The organism is Pseudomonas fuscovaginae SE-1 (genome assembly GCF_000364705.1).
In the GTDB taxonomy this organism is placed as follows: domain Bacteria; phylum Pseudomonadota; class Gammaproteobacteria; order Pseudomonadales; family Pseudomonadaceae; genus Aquipseudomonas; species Aquipseudomonas fuscovaginae_A.
Genome location: NZ_AQOH01000355.1, coordinates 1 through 21,359, shown reverse-complemented (window position 1 = coordinate 21,359; position 21,359 = coordinate 1). Strand labels below are relative to the sequence as shown.

Sequence of the window (21,359 nt, the reverse complement as noted above, 5' to 3'; positions counted from 1 at the left end):
TCCACCGGCTTGCCCAGCCAGTGATAGACCAGCCCGACGGCCAGTCCGGCCAGCGGCAGTAGCCAGATCACCCAAGGATGGCTTTCGCGCCATTGGGTGGCATGGTCCAGTGAGAACAGGAAAAACGCCGAGGCGCTGCCGGCCAGTACGGCCACGGCACAGGCCAATAGCAGCCATTTGCCCAGGTAGGGCAGGAGATCGAGTTGTTCGGGGCGTGAAAATCTGGACATAGGGTCAGCCACGGGAATCGAGGGGGCCTGACCAACAGGAAATCTGCACGCGCGCACCTACAGACCTGTGGGGATCAGGTGTCTGTAGGCATCATCAGCTGCGACAGCACAGCGGTTGGGTACGGAGGAATGCCATCTCCGGAGCGCCGATCATAGCCAAATGGAGATGTGCTTGTAAAATCTTGTTACGTGTTGGGCGCGGTGCGCTGGGCCTTGATGATCAATGAGGCTGGCAATGGCGCTTCGGGCAGGCGCGGCTCCTCGATGGATTCCAGGCGCCAGGCCGGGGCGAGGGTGGCGAGCCAACTGCTCAGGGTGCGGTAGAACCAGGGCATCGGTTGCCAGCCGCCGGCGCCCATCGCGTTGAAATGCTCGACCCGCCAGCCGTCCGCATAGGGTGGCTCCACGCACAGCGGATGAAGTGTCTGGATGATCAGGTGGGCGTCGGGGCGGGCCGTGTGGGCGAGGGCCGCCAGCAGGTCGGCGGTCTGTTCGTCGAGCAGGGAGAAGTTGCAGGCGATCACGTCGAAGTCCGTGCCGAGCCGCTGTGGTTCGGCAATCACCTCGGCATAGGACCGGCAGTGGAATTCGCCGGCACCGGCCTGTGCGGCCAACTCCAGCAGCGGCGGTGACACGTCGACACCGGTGAGCTGACCACCGTGTTCGGTCAGAGCGCGGCACAGCCAGCCTTCACCACAACCGACATCCAGCACCCGGCCGGGCAGATAGGGCCGCACGGCATCGATGATCGCCGCATTGGTGACCTCGCGGCGGCTGCGTATCTGGCCCTCGCGAACCGCCGTGGTCCAGGCCTGGGCGTTGCCGGACCAGCTGTCGATCAGCGCCTGTGAGGGATCGTCGTGCATCTCGGCCGCCTTGCGTGGAGGGTTGATCCACGCAGTCTGCGGCCGAATGCACGTTCGTGGCTAGTCCGTCCCCTGTGGCTACAGGGTGAACTTGCCCACCAGCATCTGCAGGTGGTTGCCCAGGCGGGTCAGCTCGACGCTCGACGAGGCGGTTTCCTCGCTGGCCGCCGAGGTCTGTTCGGAGATGTCGCGGACGTTGATCACGCTGCGGTTGATCTCTTCGGCCACCGCGCTCTGTTGCTCGGCCGCCGTGGCGATCTGGTGGTTCATCGACTCGATGGCCTGCACCGACTCGCTGATGCCGTGCAGCGATGTGCCGGCCTGGCGGGTCAATTCGACGCTGCTGTGGGTCAGGGCACGGCTGCTTTCCAGGCTGAGGGCGACCTTGTCGGTGCCGCTCTGCAGGCCGGTGATCAGTTGCTCGATTTCCTCGGTGGAACTCTGGGTGCGCTGCGCCAGGCTGCGTACTTCGTCGGCGACCACGGCGAAGCCGCGACCGGCCTCGCCGGCACGGGCGGCCTCGATGGCGGCGTTGAGCGCCAGCAGGTTGGTCTGTTGCGCCACCGACTTGATGACGTCGAGCACGCTGCCGATCCTGTCGCTTTCCTGCTTGAGGTCGTTCATCGCCGCCGTGGAGTTGCCGACTTCGTCGGCCAGCCGCTCGATCTGCGCCATGGCCTGGGCCAGCACCTCGTCGCCGGCGCGGGCCGCCTGGCTGGCGTTGACGGCGGCGCTGGAGGCCTGCTCGGCGTTGCGCGCGACGTCCTGCACGGTTGCGGCCATTTCGTTCATGGCGGTGGCGACCTGGTCGGTCTCGTGTTTCTGGTTGTTGACGCCGCTGCGGGTCTGCTCGGTGACCGCCGACAGCTGCTCGGCGGCCCCGGAAATACGGACCACACCGTCGCGCAGGCCGCCGATCAGCTCGCGCAGGTTGACGGTCATGCGTTGCATGCTCAGTTGCAGCAGGCCCAGTTCGTCACGGCGCGAAACCATCGAGTCGTCGCTCAGGTTGCCACTGGCGACCTGTTCGGCCCGGCGCAGGGTTTCCATCAGCGGGCCGACGATCAGCCGGGTGATGGTCCAGGCGGCGATCACTCCGAGCAGCAGGGCGGCGAGCAGGGCACCGCCGAGCAGGTTGCGCGCGGCCAGGACGTCATCGCGACGCTGGTCGACCTGGTCCTGCGACAGTTGCTGGGTGGCCGCGAGCAGGTTCCTGATATCGCCATCGAGCTGCACCTGGGCGCTATCGGCCTTGCCCTGGGCGTTGGCGAACAGCGCAACGGTTTCGCCGTAGCGGGTCATGGCCTGTAGCAGGCCCTGCACGTCGCCGGCCATGCTGCCCGGGAGGCGGGTGGTGAGCGTGTTGATGTAGGTGATGGCGTCATCGATCGCCTCTCTGGCCGGTTTCTGCAGTTCGGGCTTGAGGCTGTAGCTGTAGCCGCGCAACTGGAAGCGCGCCTGCTGGACCACGGTCTGCGCTTTCACCAGGCTGTCGATCTGGACCTGATCGCCACTGGGCGAGGTGGCGATCGCCATGAGTTTTTTCAGCCGGGCGACGGCTTCGTCGGCGTGGCCGCCAAAGACCGCGCGGGTTGCATCCCGGGCCTGGACCGCCTGGCTGAAATCATTGAAGTGTGCCCGATAGCTCTTGGCGACCATGGTCGCTGTCTCGAGGAGGGGCTGGCTGGCCGGGGGGTGGAACACCGAGCGGTCGTGGGCCAGGTGGTTGTCCAGGCTGTCGAGCAGCTTGACCACGGCGGCGGCATGTTCGGCGTCCGGGTTGATGCTGTAGAACAGCCGGCCGTTGCGCACGTCGCGGGTCAGGTCGTTGAGCCTGGCAATGTCGAGGATGCGGTCGCTACGATCCCCGAGGGCCTGGATGCCCAGCCAGCCGGTGGTGGCAATCAGCAGGGTCAACAGCATGACCACGGCAAAGCCCAGGGTGAGCTTGGCTCGGACACTGATGTTTTCCAACAGCCTGTTAAGGGGGGCAAGCATTCGGGCAATCTCCGCCGGGACAAACCGTTGATATGAAAGGGGCCGTACCCCGGTCGAAGGGGCACCGCTGGAATATCGGTCGGGAAAATTGAAACTTTATATTTCATAGTGTGTATTTCTTGCCAGCTTCTGGCGCGGATGCCCTGTACGGCGGAGCTGGAGGGAGCATGACGGTCCGGTATCTGTGATACTGGAAACCTTTCCTCAGAAGACCTTATCGAGCCTTGCAGGGAGTGGCCCTGATTGGCGAACAGCCAGGAGACAATAAGGATGTTGGCGGTACTCAAGCGTTATCCGGCTTCGGTCAATCTGCTGCTGTTTTCTACGCTGGTCCTGACCCTGGGGCGGGCGATCACGCTGCCGTACCTGGTGATTTTCCTGTCCACCCAGTTTTCTCTGGCGATCAGCGAGATCGGCATCACGGTCGGCTGTGCCCTGGTGGCCGGTTCGTTGCTCAGTGTCTACAGCGGCTACCTGACGGACCGCGGTTCCAGTTTTCGCCTGATCCTGGGTTTTACCCTGCTGTTCATGCTCGGTTTCATCGGCATGTGCGTCACCCATCGGCTGTGGTTGTTCTTCCTCTTCCTGGTGCTGTTCAACTTCGCCTACGCGGCGATCGACGTGGTGGTCAAGGCGACCCTCGGCCGTGTGCTGGCGGAGTCGGAGCAGTCCGGGGTGTTCTCGGCGCGTTATACGCTGATCAACATCGGCTATGCGGTGGGGCCATTCGTGGGCGCTGGGTTGGCGCACCTGGATGTCCGGCTGCCGTTCGTGGTCTCGGCGTTGCTGGGGGCGGTGGCGTTCCTGGCGTATTACCAGTTCGGCGAGCGGCACCTGGCACCGGTCGACCGCACCAGTGCGCCGGTGTCCTTCATCGGCGTGGGGCGGATCCTGCTCAAGGACAGGCGGCTGGTCTGCTTCACGCTGGGTGGCGTGCTGAGCGCCGTGGTGTTCGGGCAGTTCACCGCGTACCTGTCGCAGTACCTGGTGACCACCACCAGCCCGGAATTCACCTACCACATCATCAGCGCGGTGGTGGCGGTCAACGCGGTGGTGGTCATCAGCCTGCAGTTCCTGATCGGCAAGCGTATCAGCCATGAACACCTGAACCTGTGGCTGACCGCCGGCTTCACCCTGTTCCTGCTGGGGGTGACGGGCTTTGCGCTGTCGAGCACGGTGCTGCACTGGTCGTTGGCGATGGCGGTGTTCACCCTGGGCGAAATCATCGTGTTCCCGGCCGAGTACATGTTCATCGACCGAATCGCGCCGGCGCACCTGCGGGGCATGTACTACGGGGCGCAGAACCTGTCTTCCCTGGGCGGCGCGATGGGGCCGGTGCTGTGCGGTTTCGCCCTGGCCTGGTGGGCGCCACAGTTCATGTTCTACATGCTGGCCGGGTTCATCATCGCCGGTGGCTGCTTCTACCTGGCGGGGGCCAGCCATGCGCGGCAGCATGAGGCTACCGAGCGGGACGGGCGCTGATCGCAAGGAGGCGCGAGCGTTATGAGTCAATCCATATTGCACCTGATGTGCGGCAAGATCGCCTCGGGCAAGTCCACGCTGTCGAAACGCCTGGCGGATGAACATGACGCTGTGCTGTTGAGCGAAGACCCGTGGTTGGCGGCCCTGTATCCGGACGAGATCAAGTCCGTGGCGGACTATGTCCGCAGTGCCCGGCGTATTCGCGGTGTACTCGGCCCGTTGGTAGTCGGACTACTGTCGAAGGGGCTGTCGGTGGTACTGGATTTCCCCGCCAACACCGTCGCCGACCGTCAATGGTTGAGCAGCCTCGCCGATCAGGCGGGAGTAGGGCACTGCCTGCACTTCATCGACCTCGACGACACCACCTGCAAGGCCCGCCTGCATGCACGCAACGCCAGGGGGGAGCACGACTTCGCGGCCACCGATGCCGAGTTCGAGCTGATTACCAGCTACTTCAACACGCCTGTCGAGGCGGAAGGGCTAACAATCATTCGATACTAGCCGGACCCGGCCCTGTCGTTCGTTCTCAGACTCCGCATCCGTCCTGGTGACGCGGAGCGTCACGGGCTGCGTTCCCACGCAGAGCGTGGGAACGATCATCAGTGAGGGTGTTGAACTCAGGATGGGCGCATGGCGCCGGTCCTAGCGCGCCACGCCCCTGGCCTTGGCGCTGGCCATCTGCTGTGGCTTGCAGTTGAGGTAGGTCGAGGACTTGAGCCAGTGTCGATCCGGGTACCAGGAGAACATGAACTGGCCATCCTTGAGTTTGTCGACCACCTGCTTGGCCACCTGCGGGCGTACGGCTGGGCAGCCCTGGCTGCGGCCGATGCGGCCTTCGCGCCGGCTCCACAGGGGGCTGACGTAGTCGGCGGCGTGGATCACGATGTCGCGGTCGCGGGCACGGTCGTTGAAGCCCGGTTCCAGGCCGTCCATGCGCAACGAGTAGCCGTGGGTGCCCTCGTAGCTCTCCTGGGTGCGGAACAGGCCCAGGCTCGATTGATAGCTGCCGACCCGGTTGGAGAAGCGGGTGGCGAAGTTCTCCCCGGATTTCTGTCCATGAGCGACCAGGTCGCGCAGTACCAGGGTCCGCTTGCGCAGGTCGAAGATCCACAGGCGGCGGGCCGTGGAGGGCTGCGAGTAATCGATCACCGCCAGACGCTCGGATTGCTCGTGGCCGCGACCGACCGCGCATTGCATGGCATTCAGTGCGCTTTTGAGCACCAGGGGGTTGAGTTCCGGCGCGGCGTGGGCGAGGCTGCCGTACAGCGTCGGTTTCGCCGCGCTGGCGGCCAGGGCTGAACCACAGGGAACGGCCAGGGTCAGAATGATCAGGCAGAGTCGATAGCAAGATGTCAGCATGTAGAGAGCGTCTCCGCCTTCAGTGCAGGTTCATGCATCCCATGGGTTGTGCGATCCCGGCTGTCTCGAGGGTGTTCGCCTCTGCCATAACCGTAGACCGCCCGCGCGATGACCGTGGATGGGAGCCTAGCCCTTGTTCAAAAAACACGCATGTTACTTGAGCCTTTGCCTGCTCGTTGCACCACTGGTCGCGACGGCCGACGACCTGCTCGGCGATCCGCCCACGCCGTTGCAGGCGACACTGGCCCAGTTGTCGACGAGCTGCCCGGGCCTGGCGGCGCAGATGGATGCGGCCACGCAACTGCGCTTGCAGGCCTTCTACCAACAGCAGGGGAATGCCCCGCTGTGGTCCGCCGAAGGGCGGCTGGCGGCGTTGCAGGCCCAACTGCCGCGGTTGGCCGACGACGGACTGGACCCGGCGCGTTATCCGTTGCCCCGGGACGCAGGTACGAGTGATGCGCTGTGCAGCGATATCCAGGTCAGCCGGCAGTACCTGCAGGCCCTGCACGACCTGCGTTACGGGCGTCTGTCGCAGGCGCGTTTCGAACCGCTGTGGCGCTCCCAGCCGTCGATCGGCGAACCTGACGCCGAGCTGCTGACGCTGGCCGCGACCGGCTTGCAGGACATGGCCCAGGCTTTCAATCAGGCCCGACCCAACGCCGAGCTGTACCGCAACCTGCGCAACGCCTATGCGGCGCAGCGCCAGCAGCCATTGCCACATTGGTCGGCGGTCGAGGGTGGTCCGCTGTTGCGTCCCGGCATGGAGGATGCCCGGGTGCCGGCGCTGGCTCGACGGCTGTTCGCCGAAGGCTATCTGCCGAACCGGCCTTCCGACACCGACAAGGTCTACGGCGAGGCGCTGGCCGAGGCGGTCAAGCACTTCCAGTATCGGCATTCGCTGCAGGCCGACGGGGTGATCGGCCCGGGCACGCTGGTCGAGCTGAACATCAGCCCGGCGTTGCGCCGTGAACAGTTGCGTCTCAACCTCGAACGTTTCCGCTGGCTGGCCCCGGACCTGGAGCCCGAGGGCGTGCTGGTGAACGTCGCGGCGGCGCAATTGAGTTTCTACCGTGGCGGTGAACCGCTGTGGCAGACCCGCCTGCAGGTCGGTCGCGCCGACCGGCAGACGCCACTGCTCAAGTCGCACATTACTCGCCTGACCCTCAATCCGACCTGGACCATCCCGCCGACCATCCTGCGCGAGGACAAGTTGCCGGCGATCCGCCCTGACCCTGCGGCCTACCTCGCTCAGCAGAACCTGCAGGTATTCGACAGCGAAGGGCGTCCTCTGGCGGCGAACGAGGTCGACTGGGAGCGGCCGGGCAACATCCTCCTGCGCCAGGGTGCCGGCCCGCGCAACCCGCTGGGCAAGATCGTCCTGCGTTTTCCCAACCCGTTCTCGGTGTACCTGCACGACACCCCCAGCCAGCCGCTGTTCTCCAAGGGGCCGCGGGCCTTCAGCTCGGGCTGTGTGCGGGTCGAACAGCCGTTGCATCTGCGCGACCTGCTGTTGAGCAGCACCGAGCGAACCCGTACCGATGATCTGCTGGCCAGTGGTACCACCCATGAGTACCGGCTGACAGCCCCGGTGCCGATCCTGCTGGCGTACTGGACCGTGCAGGTCGACCACGATGGCGCCTTGCTCTATGCGCCGGACATTTATGGGCGTGACCCCGTGCTGTTGAAGGCCCTGGGTGGTTCCGCGGATACCATGCAGGCACCTCACCAGGTCGGAGCTCTGTAGCGTCCGGCCCATGCGGCGAAGCGCTGCAACGCCAGGAGTCGCGAGAGAGTGTTCCTTGGCTATACGTACCTTTCCTGTATCGGTAGTGGCCAGCCAAAAGGAGTTTCGGCATGAAGTCAGGGTTCATTTACATCGAGCCGACCCAGCTTTATACCAATCCCCAACCCACGAAGCAGATCCCCCCGGGTGACCTGCCGCGGCATGCCGCCATTCGAGGTAGCCGGCATGGCTGGCGAAGCCGAGAAAGGCTTCGACACTGCTCTGGCGCACCAGCATTATCTGGTCCCAGCGTTCGCTCTCGGGGCCGATCAGCCAGGCTTGCGCGTTGCCCAGATAGAGCAGTTCGCCGCCGCTCTGGCGCAGCAGCGGCAGGGTGTGCCGGATATAACGCTCGAAGGCTTCGGCACCGCTGATCGCCACTGCCGGTGCCAGTTCGAGGTGGTCGCGGTAGTCGGCGACTTCGCGAAAGCGCAGCAGGTTGAGCATCGTCACCTCACCGGCAAGACCTTGCTGAATGAAGCGTCGGCCTGCTTCCCGGGTCGGTTCCAGATGGCATGCGGCCTTGGGACTGTTCATCGTGACGCCTGTCATCGGAGGGTTTACCGGGCGTTGTTCTGGGGATCGAAAGCCAGGCGCAGCACATGCTGGCGGATATCTTCGGGCCAGGCCGCGAGGCGTTGTTCCAGGCCCGCGCGATCATCGGCGAACAGCGCCCGGGTCGCTTCCTCGTAGTCGGGAAAGTCGCCGGCGATGGCCAGCATGAACTGGTAGGCGGTGTCCTGGGCGGTGCGGCGCTGTTGGCGTGAGCCGCCGTTCTTGCGCGCGTCGTCGACCAGGCGGCGCAGCACGGCGGAAGCCCCACCGGGTTGCTCCGCCAGCCATTCCCATTGTCGAGGCAGCAGGGTCACCTCGCGAGCTACCACACCGAGCTTCGGCCGGCCACGGCCTTTCGGTTCCGTGGACCGATCCGCCGAAGGTTCGGTGGGCACCTGTGCACGTGGCCGGTAGCGGCCGGCTGGAGGGCGTGGTGGTTGCGACAGGCGTTCGATGACATCGGCCTTGGTGCCGCGCAGATCCAGGTCGATGACCCGGCCGGTGCTGTCGTCGAACACCAGCACCGTGCGGGTGCTATCGCTTTCGTTGGCTGCCTTCACGGCCAGCGCCACTTCCACCAACGGTCCCGCGCTCAATAGACGATGGGCCGCGAAGGCCGTGACGGGTTTTGTAAGCAGGTCGGACACTTGATCATTCCTCTGGGTGAGTGGATATTAATATCCGGGTATTAATTTTTCGTCAATATAATCCGGGTAATAATTGACCTTCCAGGGGGCACGGCTGACGCTGCCGTGGTACCGTGCCCCCTCACGGAACGAACGGAGTGGATTGCACAGGTGTTGAAGCGCATGGGTTTACTGTCGTTGTTCAGTTGTTTGAATGTGTTCGCAGCGCAACCGTCGCTTGAGCACTACGAGGCAGGCAATCGTGCCTTCGGGCAGGGCATCGCCGAATTGGATGACGGGACCATTCTTGAAGAGGAGCGACGGCTCGCGCCCTTGGCGAGCGAGCTGTTGCTCGGTGTCAAGCCGATGATTCGCCAGGGAGGTAATGGCATGGCTATCCAGGCGTATCTGCTGGGGCAGTTCAAGCAGAATGGCTGGCAGCCAATGCTGGTGGGTTATCACGGTTATCCCTCGGCCGTGCCGGTTTCGGTGAACAACCAGGTGGCCAATGCGCAGCCGACCGAGACGGCGTTCCCGGAAGCGGCGCTGGTCAAGGTGGAACTGGTGGCCGCCTCGTCACGGGCCCATGTCGCCCAGGCCTGGACCTTCGCCACGCCCAATGCCACCGAACAGCAGCGCCGGCTGCTGGCGGCGGCGCGTAGTGCGTTGCAGGCCGGCATTTCCCGGGTCCGTGCCGGGGAGCGGGTAGCCAGTATCGGCGAGGGTATCCAGGAAGTGCTCGATGCCAATCGGATGGTCGCCGTTCACGAGCTGGCAGGCTACGGCATGGGGGCGATACGGGTACAGAAGCCCCAGGTGCTCGGTTACAAGGGGGTCAAGGGGATAGCGCCGAGCGGCGACCTCATGCAGGTCGGGCAGGTGCTGAACGTCTATGTGATCGCCAAGGACGGCGCGTTCGGGGTGCGATACGCGCCGCCTGATTTCTGGACCCTGCTCACCACCGATGGTGCGGACAGCGTAATGCTTTCGGCCATGGTCGAGGTGACCGCAGACGGCCACCGGGTACTTGGCCGTCTGCTTGACTGAGCGTCGCTGCCCGCTGCATGACGCGCAGGCCTGGCCTCAGAACCGCTCCACGACCGCCGGCGTGCGCTTGAGCAGCACCTGGCCCGCGCGGATCGACACCAGGACCTGGCCCTGGCGGCGGATCATCTCGTAGTCGTCCGGCGCCGACAGGATCAGCAGGTTGGCCGGGCGCCCGGTCTCGATGCCGTAGCGCTCGCCGAGGTTGAGGGTGCGGGCGCTGTTGTCGGTGATCAGGTCCAGGGCGCGGGTCAGGTCCTGGTAGCCGAGCATGTGGCAGATGTGCAGGCCGGCTTCGAGCACCCGCAGGATGTTGCCGTTGCCCAGCGGGTACCACGGGTCGACGATCGAGTCCTGGCCGAAGCAGACATTCAGGCCGGCCCGGTCCAGTTCGGCCACGCGGGTGACGCCGCGACGCTTGGGAAAGGTGTCGAAACGCCCCTGCAGGTGGATACTCTCGGTCGGGCAGGAGACGAAGTTGATCCCGGACAGTTTGAGCAGGCGAAACAGCTTGGAGCAGTAGGCGTTGTCGTAGGAGCCCATCGCGACGGTGTGGCTGGCGGTGACCCGGGCGCCCATCTCGCGCACCCGTGCCTCTTCGGCCAGCACTTCGAGGAAGCGCGAGTGCGGGTCGTCGGTCTCGTCGCAATGCACATCGACCAGGCAGCCCGTGCGCTCGGCCAGGTCCATCAGGAACTTCACCGAGGACACGCCCTGGTCGCGGGTGTTCTCGAAGTGCGGAATGCCGCCGACCACGTCGGCGCCCAGGGCCACCGCTTCGGTCATCAACTCACGACCGTTCTTGTACGACTCGATGCCTTCCTGGGGGAAGGCGACGATCTGCAGGTCGATCAGGTGGCGGGTTTCCTCGCGGACCTCGACCATGGCCTTGAGCGCTGCCAGGGTCGGGTCGGTGACGTCGACATGGGTGCGCACGTGCTGGATGCCGTGGTCGACCAGCATGTCGATGGTCTTGCGGGCGCGGGTCTTGGTGTCCTCGTGGGTCACCAGAGCCTTGCGCTCGGCCCAGCGCTCGATGCCTTCGAACAGCGTGCCGCTCATGTTCCAGCTCGGCTCGCCGGCGGTCAGCGTGGCGTCGAGGTGGATGTGCGGCTCGATGAAGGGCGCGGTGACCAGGTTCTGTGCGGCGTCCAGGTCCGTGGCTTGTGCCTGGGCGACACCGGGCTGGGCGACGATGGCGCCGATGCGCGCGCCGTCGAGTTCGATGCGATAGAGGCCGGTCTTGCCGCGCAGGCGGGCATTGATGATGTTCATGCAGGCTCCTTACAGGTTTGAGTCATGCGCCAGGCCAGCAGGGCCACGGCGGCATTCATGCGAAACAGCGGGTCGTCCAGTGATTGCCCGCTTTGTTGTTCGATGCGCTGGATGCGTTGGGCCAGCGTGTTGCGGTGGATCTTCAGGCGGCTGGCCGCCTTGAAGGTGTTGGCGTTTTCCTGGAGCAGGGCGTCGAGGGTGCTGAGCAGGGTCAGCGGCTGCTTGCGTCCGGTGTCGATCAGCGGGCCGAGGGTCTGCCTGACGAAATCGTCGATCAGCGAGCGGTCGCCGATGCCTTGCAGCAGGCGCAGTACCCCCAGCTCGCTGAAGTCGCACAGGCCGCTGGCCGGGCGCAGGCTTTCGGCGACATCCAGTGCCTGGCGGGCCTCGCTCAGGGCCTGGCGGTAGTGCCCGCAGTCCTCGACGCGGCTGGCCAGGCCCATGAACAGGCTCAGCTCGCCGATCAGCCCGCTGGCGCTGTGGTACAGCCGGGTCAGGACCAGGGGCAGGCTGTCGTGTTCGGCGAGCAGGAGCACGAACAGGTCGCCCTGCAGGATCACCGGCAATGGGTCGCCCTGCTGGCGGCACCAGGCCTCCAGGTGATCCAGCAGCGCTTGGCGGGTTTTCTGCAGCCGCTGTTCCGCCTGCTCGGGGGCATGGCGCTCGAACAGCAGGTTGACCGCCGACAGCCGCAGGGCCAGCAGGCGTCGTGGGCCTTCCAGCGGCAACTGCGCATGGCTGGCACGCTGGCGGGCAATGGCCAGGCTCGGGTAGTCGCCGGTCAGCAACTGGCCGAGGATGTCCTGTCGCGAACGCCTGGTCTGGGCCATGTGGGCCAGCGCCGTACCGATGGCGTGAGTGACCACGACCATCTTCAGCAGGTAGGGCTGCTCGATCAGTGGCAGGCCGAGTTGTTCGGCGCGCGCGATCACGGCCTGGGGAATGCGCTGGATGAACGCCTCGCCGGTGAGGATCACCAGCCCGGCGATGCCGACGGCGACTCCGTCCTCGACCAGACTCAACAGGTTGCCTTCCTCGCGACTGTGGTTGATGCCGGTGACGAACACCAGTTCGCCGCCCATCACCCACTCGGCGATGCCTTCGTTTTCGGCCACATAGGACCAGCGCACGCTGCGTTGCAGGTGCGCGGCACCCGCCCGCACGCGTAGTTCCTCAAGCCCGGGCAGCTTGAGGATTTCCTCGACCGTCAGACTCATTGACCACCTTGCATCGGATCAAGGGCGCCACCTCGGCCGCGCAGTTCGACCAGGCCGATGTAGCAGATCGCCGAGGCGGCGATACCCACCAGTGGTGCAACCCACGGCGAGCAGTATGCCAGCAACGCACCGACGGCATAGGCCGCCAGCCCGTTGAAGTTGTAGCGCGGCAGTTGGACGCTCGCCAGTTGCGGATACTTGCCACGATGGCGATACCAGAAGTCGGCCATGATCACGCCGCCGATCGGCGGGATGATCGAGCCGAGCAGCACCAGGAACGGAATGAGCATTTCATACATGCCGCCGATGGCCAGCAGGATGCCGACGCCGGCGGCGGCCAGGGTCATGCTGCGCCGACGCTCGCTGCGCAGCAGGTGGCAGGCCGCCGCAGAGACGTTGTAGATGGTCGGGCCCTGAATGGTCCACAGGTTCAGGCAGAGCATGACCACGGCGGCGAACGACAGGCCCTGCAGCATCATCACTTCGACGATGTCGGCCTGCTGGTAGACGAGCGCGCACCAGGCGCCGGCGACGATCATCAGGCCGTTGCCGACCAGGAAACTGATCACGCTGGCGATCACCGCGACCCGCCCACTGCGCGCCAGCCGCGTCCAGTTGGTGGCCTGGGTGGCGCCGCTGGCGAAGGTGCCGAAGACCATGGTCACCGCGGCGGAAAAACTCATGGCCTCATGCGGGATGACGGCGGCCAGGCCCGGCAGACCACCGATCTTGCGGGTGGCGATGACCATCGAGATCACCAGCAGCACGAACATCAGCGGTACCGAAACCCGCGACAGCACGTCCAGGCCCTTGTAGCCGATGATCGCGGTGAGACTGAAGCCCAGGCCGAACAGGATCATCAACGGGATGGTCAGGCCACTCGCCAGCCCGAGCATTTTCACCAGCACGATGGCGACGGTCGCGGTGCCCCAGGCGTACCAGCCCAGTTCGGCAAAACCGAGAATGAAGTCGGACAGGCGGCTGCCGGCCTCGCCGAAGCAGAAGCGGCCCATCAGCACGGTATTGAGGCCACTGCGCGAGGCGATGAAGGCCAGCACCGCGGCGTACAGCGCCAGCAGGCTATTGCCGATGGCCGCGACCCAGAGCATGTCGACGAAATCGAAGGCCATGCCCAGTTTGCCGCCGGCGAACATGGTGCCGGTGAAGAAGGTGAAACTGAACAGCACCATGGAAATGGACAGCAGTCCCTTGCGGGCATGGGAGGGGGCTTCACTCAGAGGGAATTCGCCGGTGGAACTCATGTGCTTTTCTCCGAACCGAAAAACGCTGCAATGAAAGGTTGGCTTTCGATGCCGGGGCATGAGCAATAACCAGGCCCACTTTCAGCGGCCCGGGAAAGGCAGGAAAAGCGGGCAGGTGTTACATTTTTTTATGTGCGAATTGCACATTTCCATTGGGGAATTACCGTTGAATATGTGCAGGCTGCTTCAAGGCGGGGCGAGTGTGCACCAACTGTGTCCATTGTCGTAACATTTTTTGCCGCGGTTTTCGGCGGCCGCGGGCTGGCCGATAATCATTGGTTTCGCCTCGTCCTGGCTGTTCTGCCTGGGAGTGGCGGTGCTCTTGCGGTTGTTCATCCCTGGCTGCTGGTACCTGCTGGCGAGAACCCTGGCCGGCCTCGCCTGGGTGTATCCCTGGCGTCGGTGAGGGGCACGGCCCGGGTCGCGAGGATTCAGATCCAGAGGTCGTTGGGCGCGGTGAACTCGCCGCCTTCATGGCCGGTGTTCACAACGCCGCGCGGCTCGATGATCATCAGCCGCGCCTCGCCCTCGGCCGCCGTCCGATGCTCCACCCCGCGCGGCACCACGTACAGCTCGCCCGGGTTGACGAATACGCTGCCATGGGGCAGGTCGATGCGCAGCACGCCGTCGATGACCATGAAGGCCTCATCGGTTTCCGGGTGGGAATGCCAGATGAATTCGCCTTCGATACGCACCACCTTGAACTGGTAGTCGTTCATTTCGGCGACTACCCTCGGGCTCCACTGCTGGTCGACAAGCGAGGCCTTGTGGGCCAGGTTCACGGCGTGCAGGTGGGCATCAGGCTGGGAGTGGGACATGACGAATCCTCTCTTGAATAGGAATCATCAGGCTAGCAAAAGGGCGTCCGACTGCTCTTGTACGATCTTGCAAGTTGTCCCGCTGCCGGTGGCAGCCTCACCCGTTTCACAGCCACCGGGCATAACCCATGACCACCAGGGGCAGGGCAATTCCCGCCAGCAGGGGCTGGCTGGCGATGATGCCGGCCATCAACGGCGCACCCATCGCCCAACGTGTTCAACATGATCATGAAGCGTCGCGCCATTGCCGCTTCGATGATCGGCGGTATTCCCGAGACCCAGCAAATGCTGGATTTCTGTGTCGAGCACGGGATTACCGCCGACATCGAGCTGATCCGCGCCATTGAGATCAACGATGCCGACGAGCGCATGCTCAATGAAGTACCGCTTTGTCATCGACAACGCCACCCTGAACTCCAGGGGCACCTGTGAGCGCCAGCCTATACCAACCGATGACCGCCATACCGGTGCCTTCCCACGCTTCGAGGTTTTCGGTGTGAGAACGCCGGCATTATTTTTCAGGCGGTTTCGTCGATAAATACCTGAATATCCCGGCCATAGGGCGTTTTTTCGCTGGAACCGTGTGGGTTCGGCAGCGAAAAACAGCGGGTATCCAAGGGGCTGGGCATGTCGAGATCAGTGCGGTGAGCGACGTGCTCAGGACATTTGCCGGCCAGCCAAAGTCCGTAAAGTGGCATGCCGCTTCGTTGTGAGGTGTGCCGCGGCAACTGATTTGTGATGTTCGCAAGCGTGTGAGGTGCGCCGCTTTCGAAAAAAGGCGAAGGGCGAAACGCTGGTTTCGCCGAACCAACGCCGGACACCAGGGAATAAAAAACAATGTATAGCCCGAACTCCAAGGATTCCAACGGTCAATTGGCGCAGGGCTTCAAGCCGCGTCATGTCACGATGCTGTCTATCGCCGGGATTATCGGCGCAGGCCTGTTCGTCGGTTCGGGGCATGCCATTGCCGCGGCCGGTCCTGCTGTATTGCTGGCCTATCTGTTTTCCGGGCTACTCGTCGTGCTGGTGATGCGCATGCTCGGCGAGATGGCCGTCGCCAACCCCGACACCGGTTCCTTCTCCACCTACGCCGACCAGGCCATCGGCCGCTGGGCCGGCTTCACCATCGGCTGGCTCTACTGGTGGTTCTGGGTGCTGGTGATCCCGATCGAGGCCCTGGCCGCCGGGCATGTGCTGAACCAGTGGTTCCCGGGCGTCGATGCCTGGCTGTTCGCTCTGCTGTCGATCGTGCTGCTGGTGGTGACCAACCTGTTCAGCGTGTCCAAGTACGGTGAGTTCGAGTTCTGGTTCGCCATGGCCAAGGTCGTGGCGATCATCGGTTTCATCGGCGTCGGTTTCGCCGTGCTGATGGGCTGGATTCCCGAGCGCGAGGCCAGCGGCCTGAGCCGGCTCATGGCGGAACACGGCGGCTTTGCCCCCAACGGCCTGTCGGCGGTGGTCGGTGCGTTCATCACCATCATGTTCAGTTTCATCGGTACCGAGGCGGTGACCATCGCCGCGGCCGAGTCCAACGACCCGTCACGCAACATCGCCAAGGCGACCCGTTCGGTGATCTGGCGGATCGGCGTGTTCTATCTGCTGTCGATCTTCGTGGTCATCTCCGTGGTGCCCTGGAACGACCCGCAACTGACGACGGTGGGCTCCTACCAGCGGGCACTGGAACTGATGAACATTCCCCACGCCAAGTTCATGGTGGATGCGGTGGTGCTGATCGCCGTGGCAAGCTGCATGAACTCATCGATCTATATCGCCTCGCGCATGCTGTTCTCGCTGGGCAAGCGCGGTGATGCACCCCAGCCCCTCAAGCGCACCTCGTCGGCCGGCGTGCCGCGTGCGGCGGTGATCGCCAGCAGTGTGCTCGGCGCCGGCGTGACCCTGTTCAGCTACTTCGCTCCGGCCGGCCTGTTCGATTTCCTGCTGGCCAGTTCCGGTGCAATCGCGCTGCTGGTGTACCTGGTGATCGCTATCTCGCAGTTGCGCATGCGTCGACGCCTGCAGCGGCAGAACGTCGAGCTGGCCTTCCACATGTGGCTGTTCCCGTGGCTGACCTACCTGGTGATCGCCTTCATCTGCGCGGCGCTGGGGGTGATGATGGCGACGCCCGAGCACCGAACGGAAGTGACCTCGACCATCGTCCTGGCGTTGGCGATTTCTTTTATCGGGCTGGTGACAGCCCGTCAGCACGGCCAGCAGGAGAAGGCCAGCCTGCTGAGCGATGCCTGAACGGGCTGGATCAACTGCTGTCGCAGGGGGATGTGCCGGCTGTACGTCGTAGAGTGGGAGCAGGACTTTGCGACATCGCTCAGGACGAGCCGGGTGCTGCCGAGGCGCTCCACCATGCACCACCGCCATCGACGTAGCGCTTGCGCATGTTGGCGGCCAGGGTCTGCAGGTCCCTGGGCATGCATTCGTCCGGATCGGGCGCGGGCAGGGGCATGCGCACCTTCCAGAGGTTGGCCCCTTCGATCAGGGCGAAGGCCTGGCCCTTGGGCAGGCTGACGACGTGGGCCGGTTCGATCAGCGGGACGGAAGTGGAACTGATCCGATCCTGAGTGTTGCTGGTGAAGTCGGTACCGCCCGACGCATCCGAGCTGTCGGTGGCGCCGCTGACCAGGGTGGTCGAGTAGACGTCGACCTTGGGCAGTTGGCGGGTCAGCAGTTCAGCCGTGGCGGTCTCGCGTACTCGCAGCATGAACAGGTTGTTGAAGTTGCCGACCACCTGGCCGGCCTTGGCACGGTTGCCGATACGTGCCTCGATGTCGCTGAGAGTCTGAGTGTAGGCGGTGACCTGGATGCCGGCGCCGCCGCCCTTGTTGATCATTGGGATGAATTCCTCGCCCATCAGCTCGTTGAATTCGTCGGCGTGCAGGTTGATCGGGATCTTCTGTTCGCGATCGACCGGGGGCAGGCCGTCATCGACTCCGAACTTGTAGATATGCCCGGCCACCGAGACCAGGTCGGCGAACATCGAGTTGCCCACTGCCGCGGCGACTTCGGGGTCGGACAGGGCATCGAGCCCGACATACACCACCGCCCGTTTGCGGATCACCTGCATCCAGTCGAAGATCGGCCGTGGATCGTCGAGGGAGCCGTAGTCGGGGGAGATCAGTTCGGCCATGGGCCCGGTGGTGAGTTTTTCCAGCAGCGGCAGCAGCGAGGCGACGATCTTGTCGAAGTAGGTCTTGTCGTAGCGTACGGCCGAACGCAGGCCATCCATTACCGGGTCGGCGACGCGGGTACGCGACAGATACTGGTCGATGGCCGTCACCCGTGGCTGGCGGCCGCGCATGTTGTGCGGCGTGGTCCTGTCGTTGAGCTTGCCTTCGAGGCCGGCGATCAGTTCCCAGGCATCGGGGTCATGACGGGCGAAGTAATGATGGCTGTAGTCGATGAACAGGGCGTCGATATTGATCACATGCTGCTGGATCTTCAGGTAGTCCGGGCGGCTGCCCAGTTCCACCAGGGCCCGGGCGATGATGTTGACGAAGCGCCAGGCGAACTCGCGGAACGCGGCGCTGCCGCCCTCGCCGGAGAGTTGCCCGGAAATCCGGCTGGCGACCTCGGAGATCCGCCCGAAACGGCCGACGGCGTTGTAGCGGGCGGAGACATCCGGCCAGCCGAGGTGAAACACATGGAATTCCTTTTCGCGCCCGGCGCGGCGCGCCTCCACGTACATGCGCTTGAGCAGGTCGGCATCGCCCTTGGGGTCGAAGACGATCACCGGCTCGAACTCCGTGCGCCCATCGATTGACTTGACCCGCCGAATGTCCTGGGTGATGAACAGCTCGGCCAGGCGGGTCTTGCCGACCCGGGTGGTGCCCAGCACCAGGCTGTGGCCGACGCGCTCGCCGAGCGGCAGCGACACCTCGACTTCATCGGGTTCCACGCCGTGCAGGCGCGGCGAGCCGCCTGCCGGTGGCAGTGGCCGTAGCGGGTTGAACGGGCTGTCCCAGGCGCTGAGGCGGGGAATCAGGTTCAAGGGAAAGCGGGCCTGCTCAAGGCGTCGTTCCAGTTGTCGAGCCTGCTGGAACAGTGGTGATGGCTCGACATAGCGACGGAACTCCGGACGGTAGGTCTGCATCAGGCGTTGGGTATGCCGCTGCTCCCATTTGAAACCCGCACCGACGAACAGCCGCTGGGGGCTGACCGGAATGCGGCGGCTGGTGATCACGTAGCGCGGCAGGCGCCGGATATTGCGGCGAAAGCGCAGCACCACCAGTGCCTGGCGCAGACGCAGCCAGCCCAGCGGCAGACAGGCGAGAGCAGCCAGTACCCCGAACAGTGGCGTCAGGCCAAGCATCCAGGGGGCGAACAGGCATAGCCCGATAGCGATGGCGCAGACTGCGACGGTGTACAGCTCCACGGCCGGGCGCAGCAGCACTTCGATCGTATGCCGATTGGTCATGAGGCCGTCTCTCCGTGAGGGTCCTGGCGCTACAGGGTGGCCGGGCGGGTGGCCGGGCGCAGCAGGAAAAGCGGATTCGGCCGGGCGGATTTGACCGCCCGCGCAGGTCTCCCGGCATTGCCCGATCGTCCAACCTTGTGTATTGCTACGTCTTTCTCCACGGACACTGAGTGTTTCCATGCCCCGCTTTGCCGCCAACCTGAGTCTGCTCTATCCGGAACACGTCTTTCTGGACCGTTTCAAGGCCGCCGCCGCCGATGGTTTCGACGCGGTGGAGTACCAGTTTCCCTATGATTATCCGGTACAGGAGCTGAAGCAGCGCCTGGACGACCATGGCCTGCGCCAGGTGATGTTCAATGCGCCGCCGGGTGACTGGGCGGCGGGAGAGCGCGGTATCGTTTCCCTGCCCGGCCGTGAGCGGGAATTTCGCGCAGGCTTCGCCAGGGCCCTGGAGTACGCCTGTGGGCTGGGGAACCGGCATGTCCATGTGATGGCCGGCCTGCTGCCTGACGAAGCCAGTCGCGAACGCCACCAGGCGACGTACCTGGAAAACCTCGCCCATGCCACCACCGAGGCGGCCAAGGTCGGTGTCACCGTGCTGCTGGAACCGATCAACACGCGGGACATGCCGGGCTTCTTTCTCAATCGCCAGGATCAGGCCCATGCCATCCGCGAGGCGGTCGGCGCGGCCAACCTGTTGGTGCAGTTCGACTGCTACCACTGCCAGATCGTCGAGGGCGACCTGGCCACCACGTTGCGGCGTGACCTGGCCCATATCGGCCATATCCAGATTGCCGGCGTGCCGGACCGACATGAGCCGGACCAGGGCGAAGTGAACTACCCCTGGCTGTTCGAACTGATCGACCAGTTGGGCTACCAGGGCTGGATCGGCTGCGAGTATCGCCCGCGGGGCAACACCTCGGCCGGCCTGCAATGGCTGCGCGACTGGAAGGCCCGGCGCTGACCCGGGGCGGTCAGCGACGCGGTTGCAGCAGCAGGGCCACCAGCGCACTCCAGCCGGTCTGATGGGAGGCGCCGAGGCCGCGGCCGGTGTCGCCGTGGAAGTACTCGTGGAACAGCAGCAGGTCGCGGCTCGCCGGGTCGGCCTGTAACTGCGGGTAGGCCGCCATCGCCGGGCGGCGGCCGTCCTCGTCGAGCAGGAACAGCGACGTCAGCCGCCGGCTCAGCCCGTCGGCCACTTCTTCCAGTGACGCCAGGTAACCGGAACCGCTGGGGTACTCCACCGAAAAATGGTCGTCGTAGTAGCGATGGAACTCGCGCAGCGACTCGATCAGCAGGAAGTTGATCGGCATCCATAGCGGCCCGCGCCAGTTGGAGTTGCCGCCATAGAGTCGCGAGTCGGACTCCGCCGGCTGGTAGCGGGCGCTCAGGCTCCTGCCGTCGAGCTGCATCGCCAGAGGCTGCCCGGCGAATGCCCGGGACATCGAGCGGATGCCGAAGTCGGAAAGAAACTCGGCCTCGTCGAGCATGCGCCTGAGCAGGTTCTTGGTGCGCTCGCCGCGCAGCAACGCCAGCAGCAGGCGGTTGCCGTCGCCGGGTTCGTTCCAGCGCGATACCAGGGCCGCGAGGTCCGGACGGTGGTGCATGAAACCCAGCAGGCGGTTGCGCAGGCCAGGCAGGTCCTGGTGTTCGCGCTGTTCCAGGACCAGCACGGCGAACAGCGGCAGCAGGCCGACGATCGAGCGCAGGCGCACCGGTTCGCTCCGCCCGTCCGGGTGCTGCAACACGTCGTAGAAGAATTCGTCCCGGAGGTCCCAAAGGCCTTCGGCGCTGTCGTCGAGCCGATTGATCGCCCCGGCGATGTAGAGGAAGTGCTCGAAGAACTTCACCGCGATGTCGACGTATACCGGGTTGCGTCGGGCCAGTTCCAGGGCGATGCGCATCATGTCCAGGGCATAGGCGGCCACCCAGGCGGTGCCGTCGGCCTGATCGAGGGTGTAGCCGGGCGGCAGGTCATCGGAGCGATTGAACAGCGCGATGTTGTCCAGCCCGAGAAAGCCGCCCTGGAACAGGTTGCGGCCCTCGGCGTCCTTGCGGTTGACCCACCAGGAGAAGTTCAGCAGCAGCTTGTGGAAGACCCGCTCGAGAAAGTCCCGGTCGCCACTGCCGGTCAGTTGTCTTTCCCGCTGGTAGACCTGCCAGCAGGCCCAGGCGTGCACCGGCGGGTTGGCATCGTCAAAACGCCATTCGTAGGCGGGCAACTGGCCGTTGGGGTGCATGAAGCGATCCTTGACCAGTAGCAGCAACTGCTGCTTGGCGAAGCCCGGGTCGATCAGGGTGAACGCCACGGCCTGCAGGCCCAGGTCCCAGGAGGCGTACCAGGGGTATTCCCACTTGTCGGGCATGGATACGATGTCGAAATTCGACAGGTGGCGCCAATGGCTGTTGCGCCGCGTC

18 protein-coding genes, 2 pseudogenes and 1 riboswitch are annotated in these 21,359 nt (G+C 64.7%); of the genes and pseudogenes, 7 read left to right on the top strand and 13 right to left on the bottom strand.

Annotated features, from left to right (window positions below; genetic code table 11):
• The 3 genes and pseudogenes from K675_RS0128055 to K675_RS0128045 form a co-directional block, all read right to left on the bottom strand.
• A pseudogene (locus K675_RS0128055) lies at positions 1–230 on the bottom strand (voltage-gated chloride channel protein); the annotation flags it as partial.
• 78 nt (positions 231–308) lie between these two features.
• Positions 309–379: riboswitch (Fluoride riboswitch) on the bottom strand.
• A gap of 36 nt (positions 380–415) precedes the next feature.
• Entirely contained in the window at positions 416–1,096 is a 681-nt protein-coding gene (locus K675_RS0128050; RefSeq protein ID WP_017906782.1) for a class I SAM-dependent methyltransferase, read from the bottom strand.
• 78 nt (positions 1,097–1,174) lie between these two features.
• Entirely contained in the window at positions 1,175–3,094 is a 1,920-nt protein-coding gene (locus tag K675_RS0128045) for a methyl-accepting chemotaxis protein (RefSeq protein ID WP_037007329.1), read from the bottom strand.
• 270 nt (positions 3,095–3,364) lie between these two features.
• Here K675_RS0128045 and K675_RS0128040 point away from each other — a divergent pair, with 270 nt between their 5' ends.
• Together K675_RS0128040 and K675_RS0128035 are read left to right on the top strand one after the other, a co-directional pair.
• The gene (locus K675_RS0128040) at positions 3,365–4,576 is read left to right on the top strand and encodes an MFS transporter (protein ID WP_017906780.1); all 1,212 of its coding nucleotides are present in this window, start codon (positions 3,365–3,367) and stop codon (positions 4,574–4,576) included.
• A 21-nt stretch (positions 4,577–4,597) separates the two neighbouring features.
• On the top strand, positions 4,598–5,077 hold the full coding sequence (locus tag K675_RS0128035) for an AAA family ATPase (protein WP_020481085.1): 480 nt from the start codon (positions 4,598–4,600) through the stop codon (positions 5,075–5,077).
• A 141-nt stretch (positions 5,078–5,218) separates the two neighbouring features.
• Here K675_RS0128035 and K675_RS0128030 read toward each other — a convergent pair whose 3' ends face one another.
• Complete coding sequence (locus tag K675_RS0128030; protein WP_017906778.1) at positions 5,219–5,935, bottom strand: murein L,D-transpeptidase catalytic domain family protein; 717 nt, start codon at positions 5,933–5,935, stop codon at positions 5,219–5,221.
• A 133-nt stretch (positions 5,936–6,068) separates the two neighbouring features.
• Here K675_RS0128030 and K675_RS31510 point away from each other — a divergent pair, with 133 nt between their 5' ends.
• Positions 6,069–7,679 (top strand): L,D-transpeptidase family protein, encoded by a 1,611-nt coding sequence (locus tag K675_RS31510; RefSeq protein WP_051070777.1) that lies wholly within the window; start codon positions 6,069–6,071, stop codon positions 7,677–7,679.
• A 123-nt stretch (positions 7,680–7,802) separates the two neighbouring features.
• Here the strand turns inward: K675_RS31510 and K675_RS31505 are convergent, their stop codons facing one another.
• Positions 7,803–8,255, bottom strand: coding sequence for a hypothetical protein (locus K675_RS31505; RefSeq protein ID WP_017906776.1), 453 nt, complete (start codon positions 8,253–8,255; stop codon positions 7,803–7,805).
• Positions 8,256–8,278: 23 nt separating this feature from the next.
• Positions 8,279–8,920, bottom strand: a complete 642-nt coding sequence (locus K675_RS0128015) for a DUF2239 family protein (RefSeq protein ID WP_026145598.1) — start codon at positions 8,918–8,920, stop codon at positions 8,279–8,281.
• Positions 8,921–9,082: 162 nt separating this feature from the next.
• Here K675_RS0128015 and K675_RS0128010 point away from each other — a divergent pair, with 162 nt between their 5' ends.
• On the top strand, positions 9,083–9,946 hold the full coding sequence (locus K675_RS0128010) for a M24 family metallopeptidase (RefSeq protein ID WP_017906774.1): 864 nt from the start codon (positions 9,083–9,085) through the stop codon (positions 9,944–9,946).
• 36 nt (positions 9,947–9,982) lie between these two features.
• Here K675_RS0128010 and codA read toward each other — a convergent pair whose 3' ends face one another.
• The 4 genes from codA to K675_RS0127990 all read right to left on the bottom strand — a co-directional run bounded on the left by codA (position 9,983) and on the right by K675_RS0127990 (position 14,515).
• Entirely contained in the window at positions 9,983–11,218 is a 1,236-nt protein-coding gene (gene codA / locus K675_RS0128005) for a cytosine deaminase (RefSeq protein ID WP_017906773.1), read from the bottom strand.
• Complete coding sequence (locus tag K675_RS0128000; RefSeq protein WP_017906772.1) at positions 11,215–12,435, bottom strand: PucR family transcriptional regulator; 1,221 nt, start codon at positions 12,433–12,435, stop codon at positions 11,215–11,217. Before K675_RS0128000 ends, codA begins: the two co-directional genes overlap by 4 nt.
• The gene (gene codB / locus K675_RS0127995) at positions 12,432–13,697 is read right to left on the bottom strand and encodes a cytosine permease (RefSeq protein ID WP_017906771.1); all 1,266 of its coding nucleotides are present in this window, start codon (positions 13,695–13,697) and stop codon (positions 12,432–12,434) included. Before codB ends, K675_RS0128000 begins: the two co-directional genes overlap by 4 nt.
• A 431-nt stretch (positions 13,698–14,128) precedes the next feature.
• On the bottom strand, positions 14,129–14,515 hold the full coding sequence (locus tag K675_RS0127990) for a cupin domain-containing protein (RefSeq protein ID WP_017906770.1): 387 nt from the start codon (positions 14,513–14,515) through the stop codon (positions 14,129–14,131).
• A gap of 186 nt (positions 14,516–14,701) precedes the next feature.
• Between K675_RS0127990 and K675_RS0127980 the strand changes: the two are divergent.
• Positions 14,702–14,927 (top strand): annotated as a pseudogene (locus K675_RS0127980) (NAD(P)-dependent alcohol dehydrogenase); the annotation flags it as partial.
• Between the two features lie 106 nt (positions 14,928–15,033).
• Here K675_RS0127980 and K675_RS33470 read toward each other — a convergent pair.
• On the bottom strand, positions 15,034–15,213 hold the full coding sequence (locus tag K675_RS33470) for a hypothetical protein (protein WP_198291701.1): 180 nt from the start codon (positions 15,211–15,213) through the stop codon (positions 15,034–15,036).
• A gap of 139 nt (positions 15,214–15,352) precedes the next feature.
• Between K675_RS33470 and gabP the strand changes: the two genes are divergently transcribed.
• A complete protein-coding gene (gabP, locus tag K675_RS0127975; RefSeq protein ID WP_017906768.1) occupies positions 15,353–16,759 on the top strand; it encodes a GABA permease in 1,407 nt (468 codons plus the stop codon).
• A 79-nt stretch (positions 16,760–16,838) separates the two neighbouring features.
• Here gabP and traD read toward each other — a convergent pair whose 3' ends face one another.
• Positions 16,839–18,941, bottom strand: a complete 2,103-nt coding sequence (gene traD, locus K675_RS0127970) for a type IV conjugative transfer system coupling protein TraD (RefSeq protein WP_017906767.1) — start codon at positions 18,939–18,941, stop codon at positions 16,839–16,841.
• Positions 18,942–19,119: 178 nt separating this feature from the next.
• Here traD and otnI point away from each other — a divergent pair, with 178 nt between their 5' ends.
• Complete coding sequence (gene otnI / locus K675_RS0127965; protein ID WP_017906766.1) at positions 19,120–19,905, top strand: 2-oxo-tetronate isomerase; 786 nt, start codon at positions 19,120–19,122, stop codon at positions 19,903–19,905.
• 10 nt (positions 19,906–19,915) lie between these two features.
• Here the strand turns inward: otnI and K675_RS0127960 are convergent.
• Positions 19,916–21,359: MGH1-like glycoside hydrolase domain-containing protein (locus K675_RS0127960; protein ID WP_017906765.1), on the bottom strand; the 1,444-nt coding region annotated here is incomplete at its 5' end.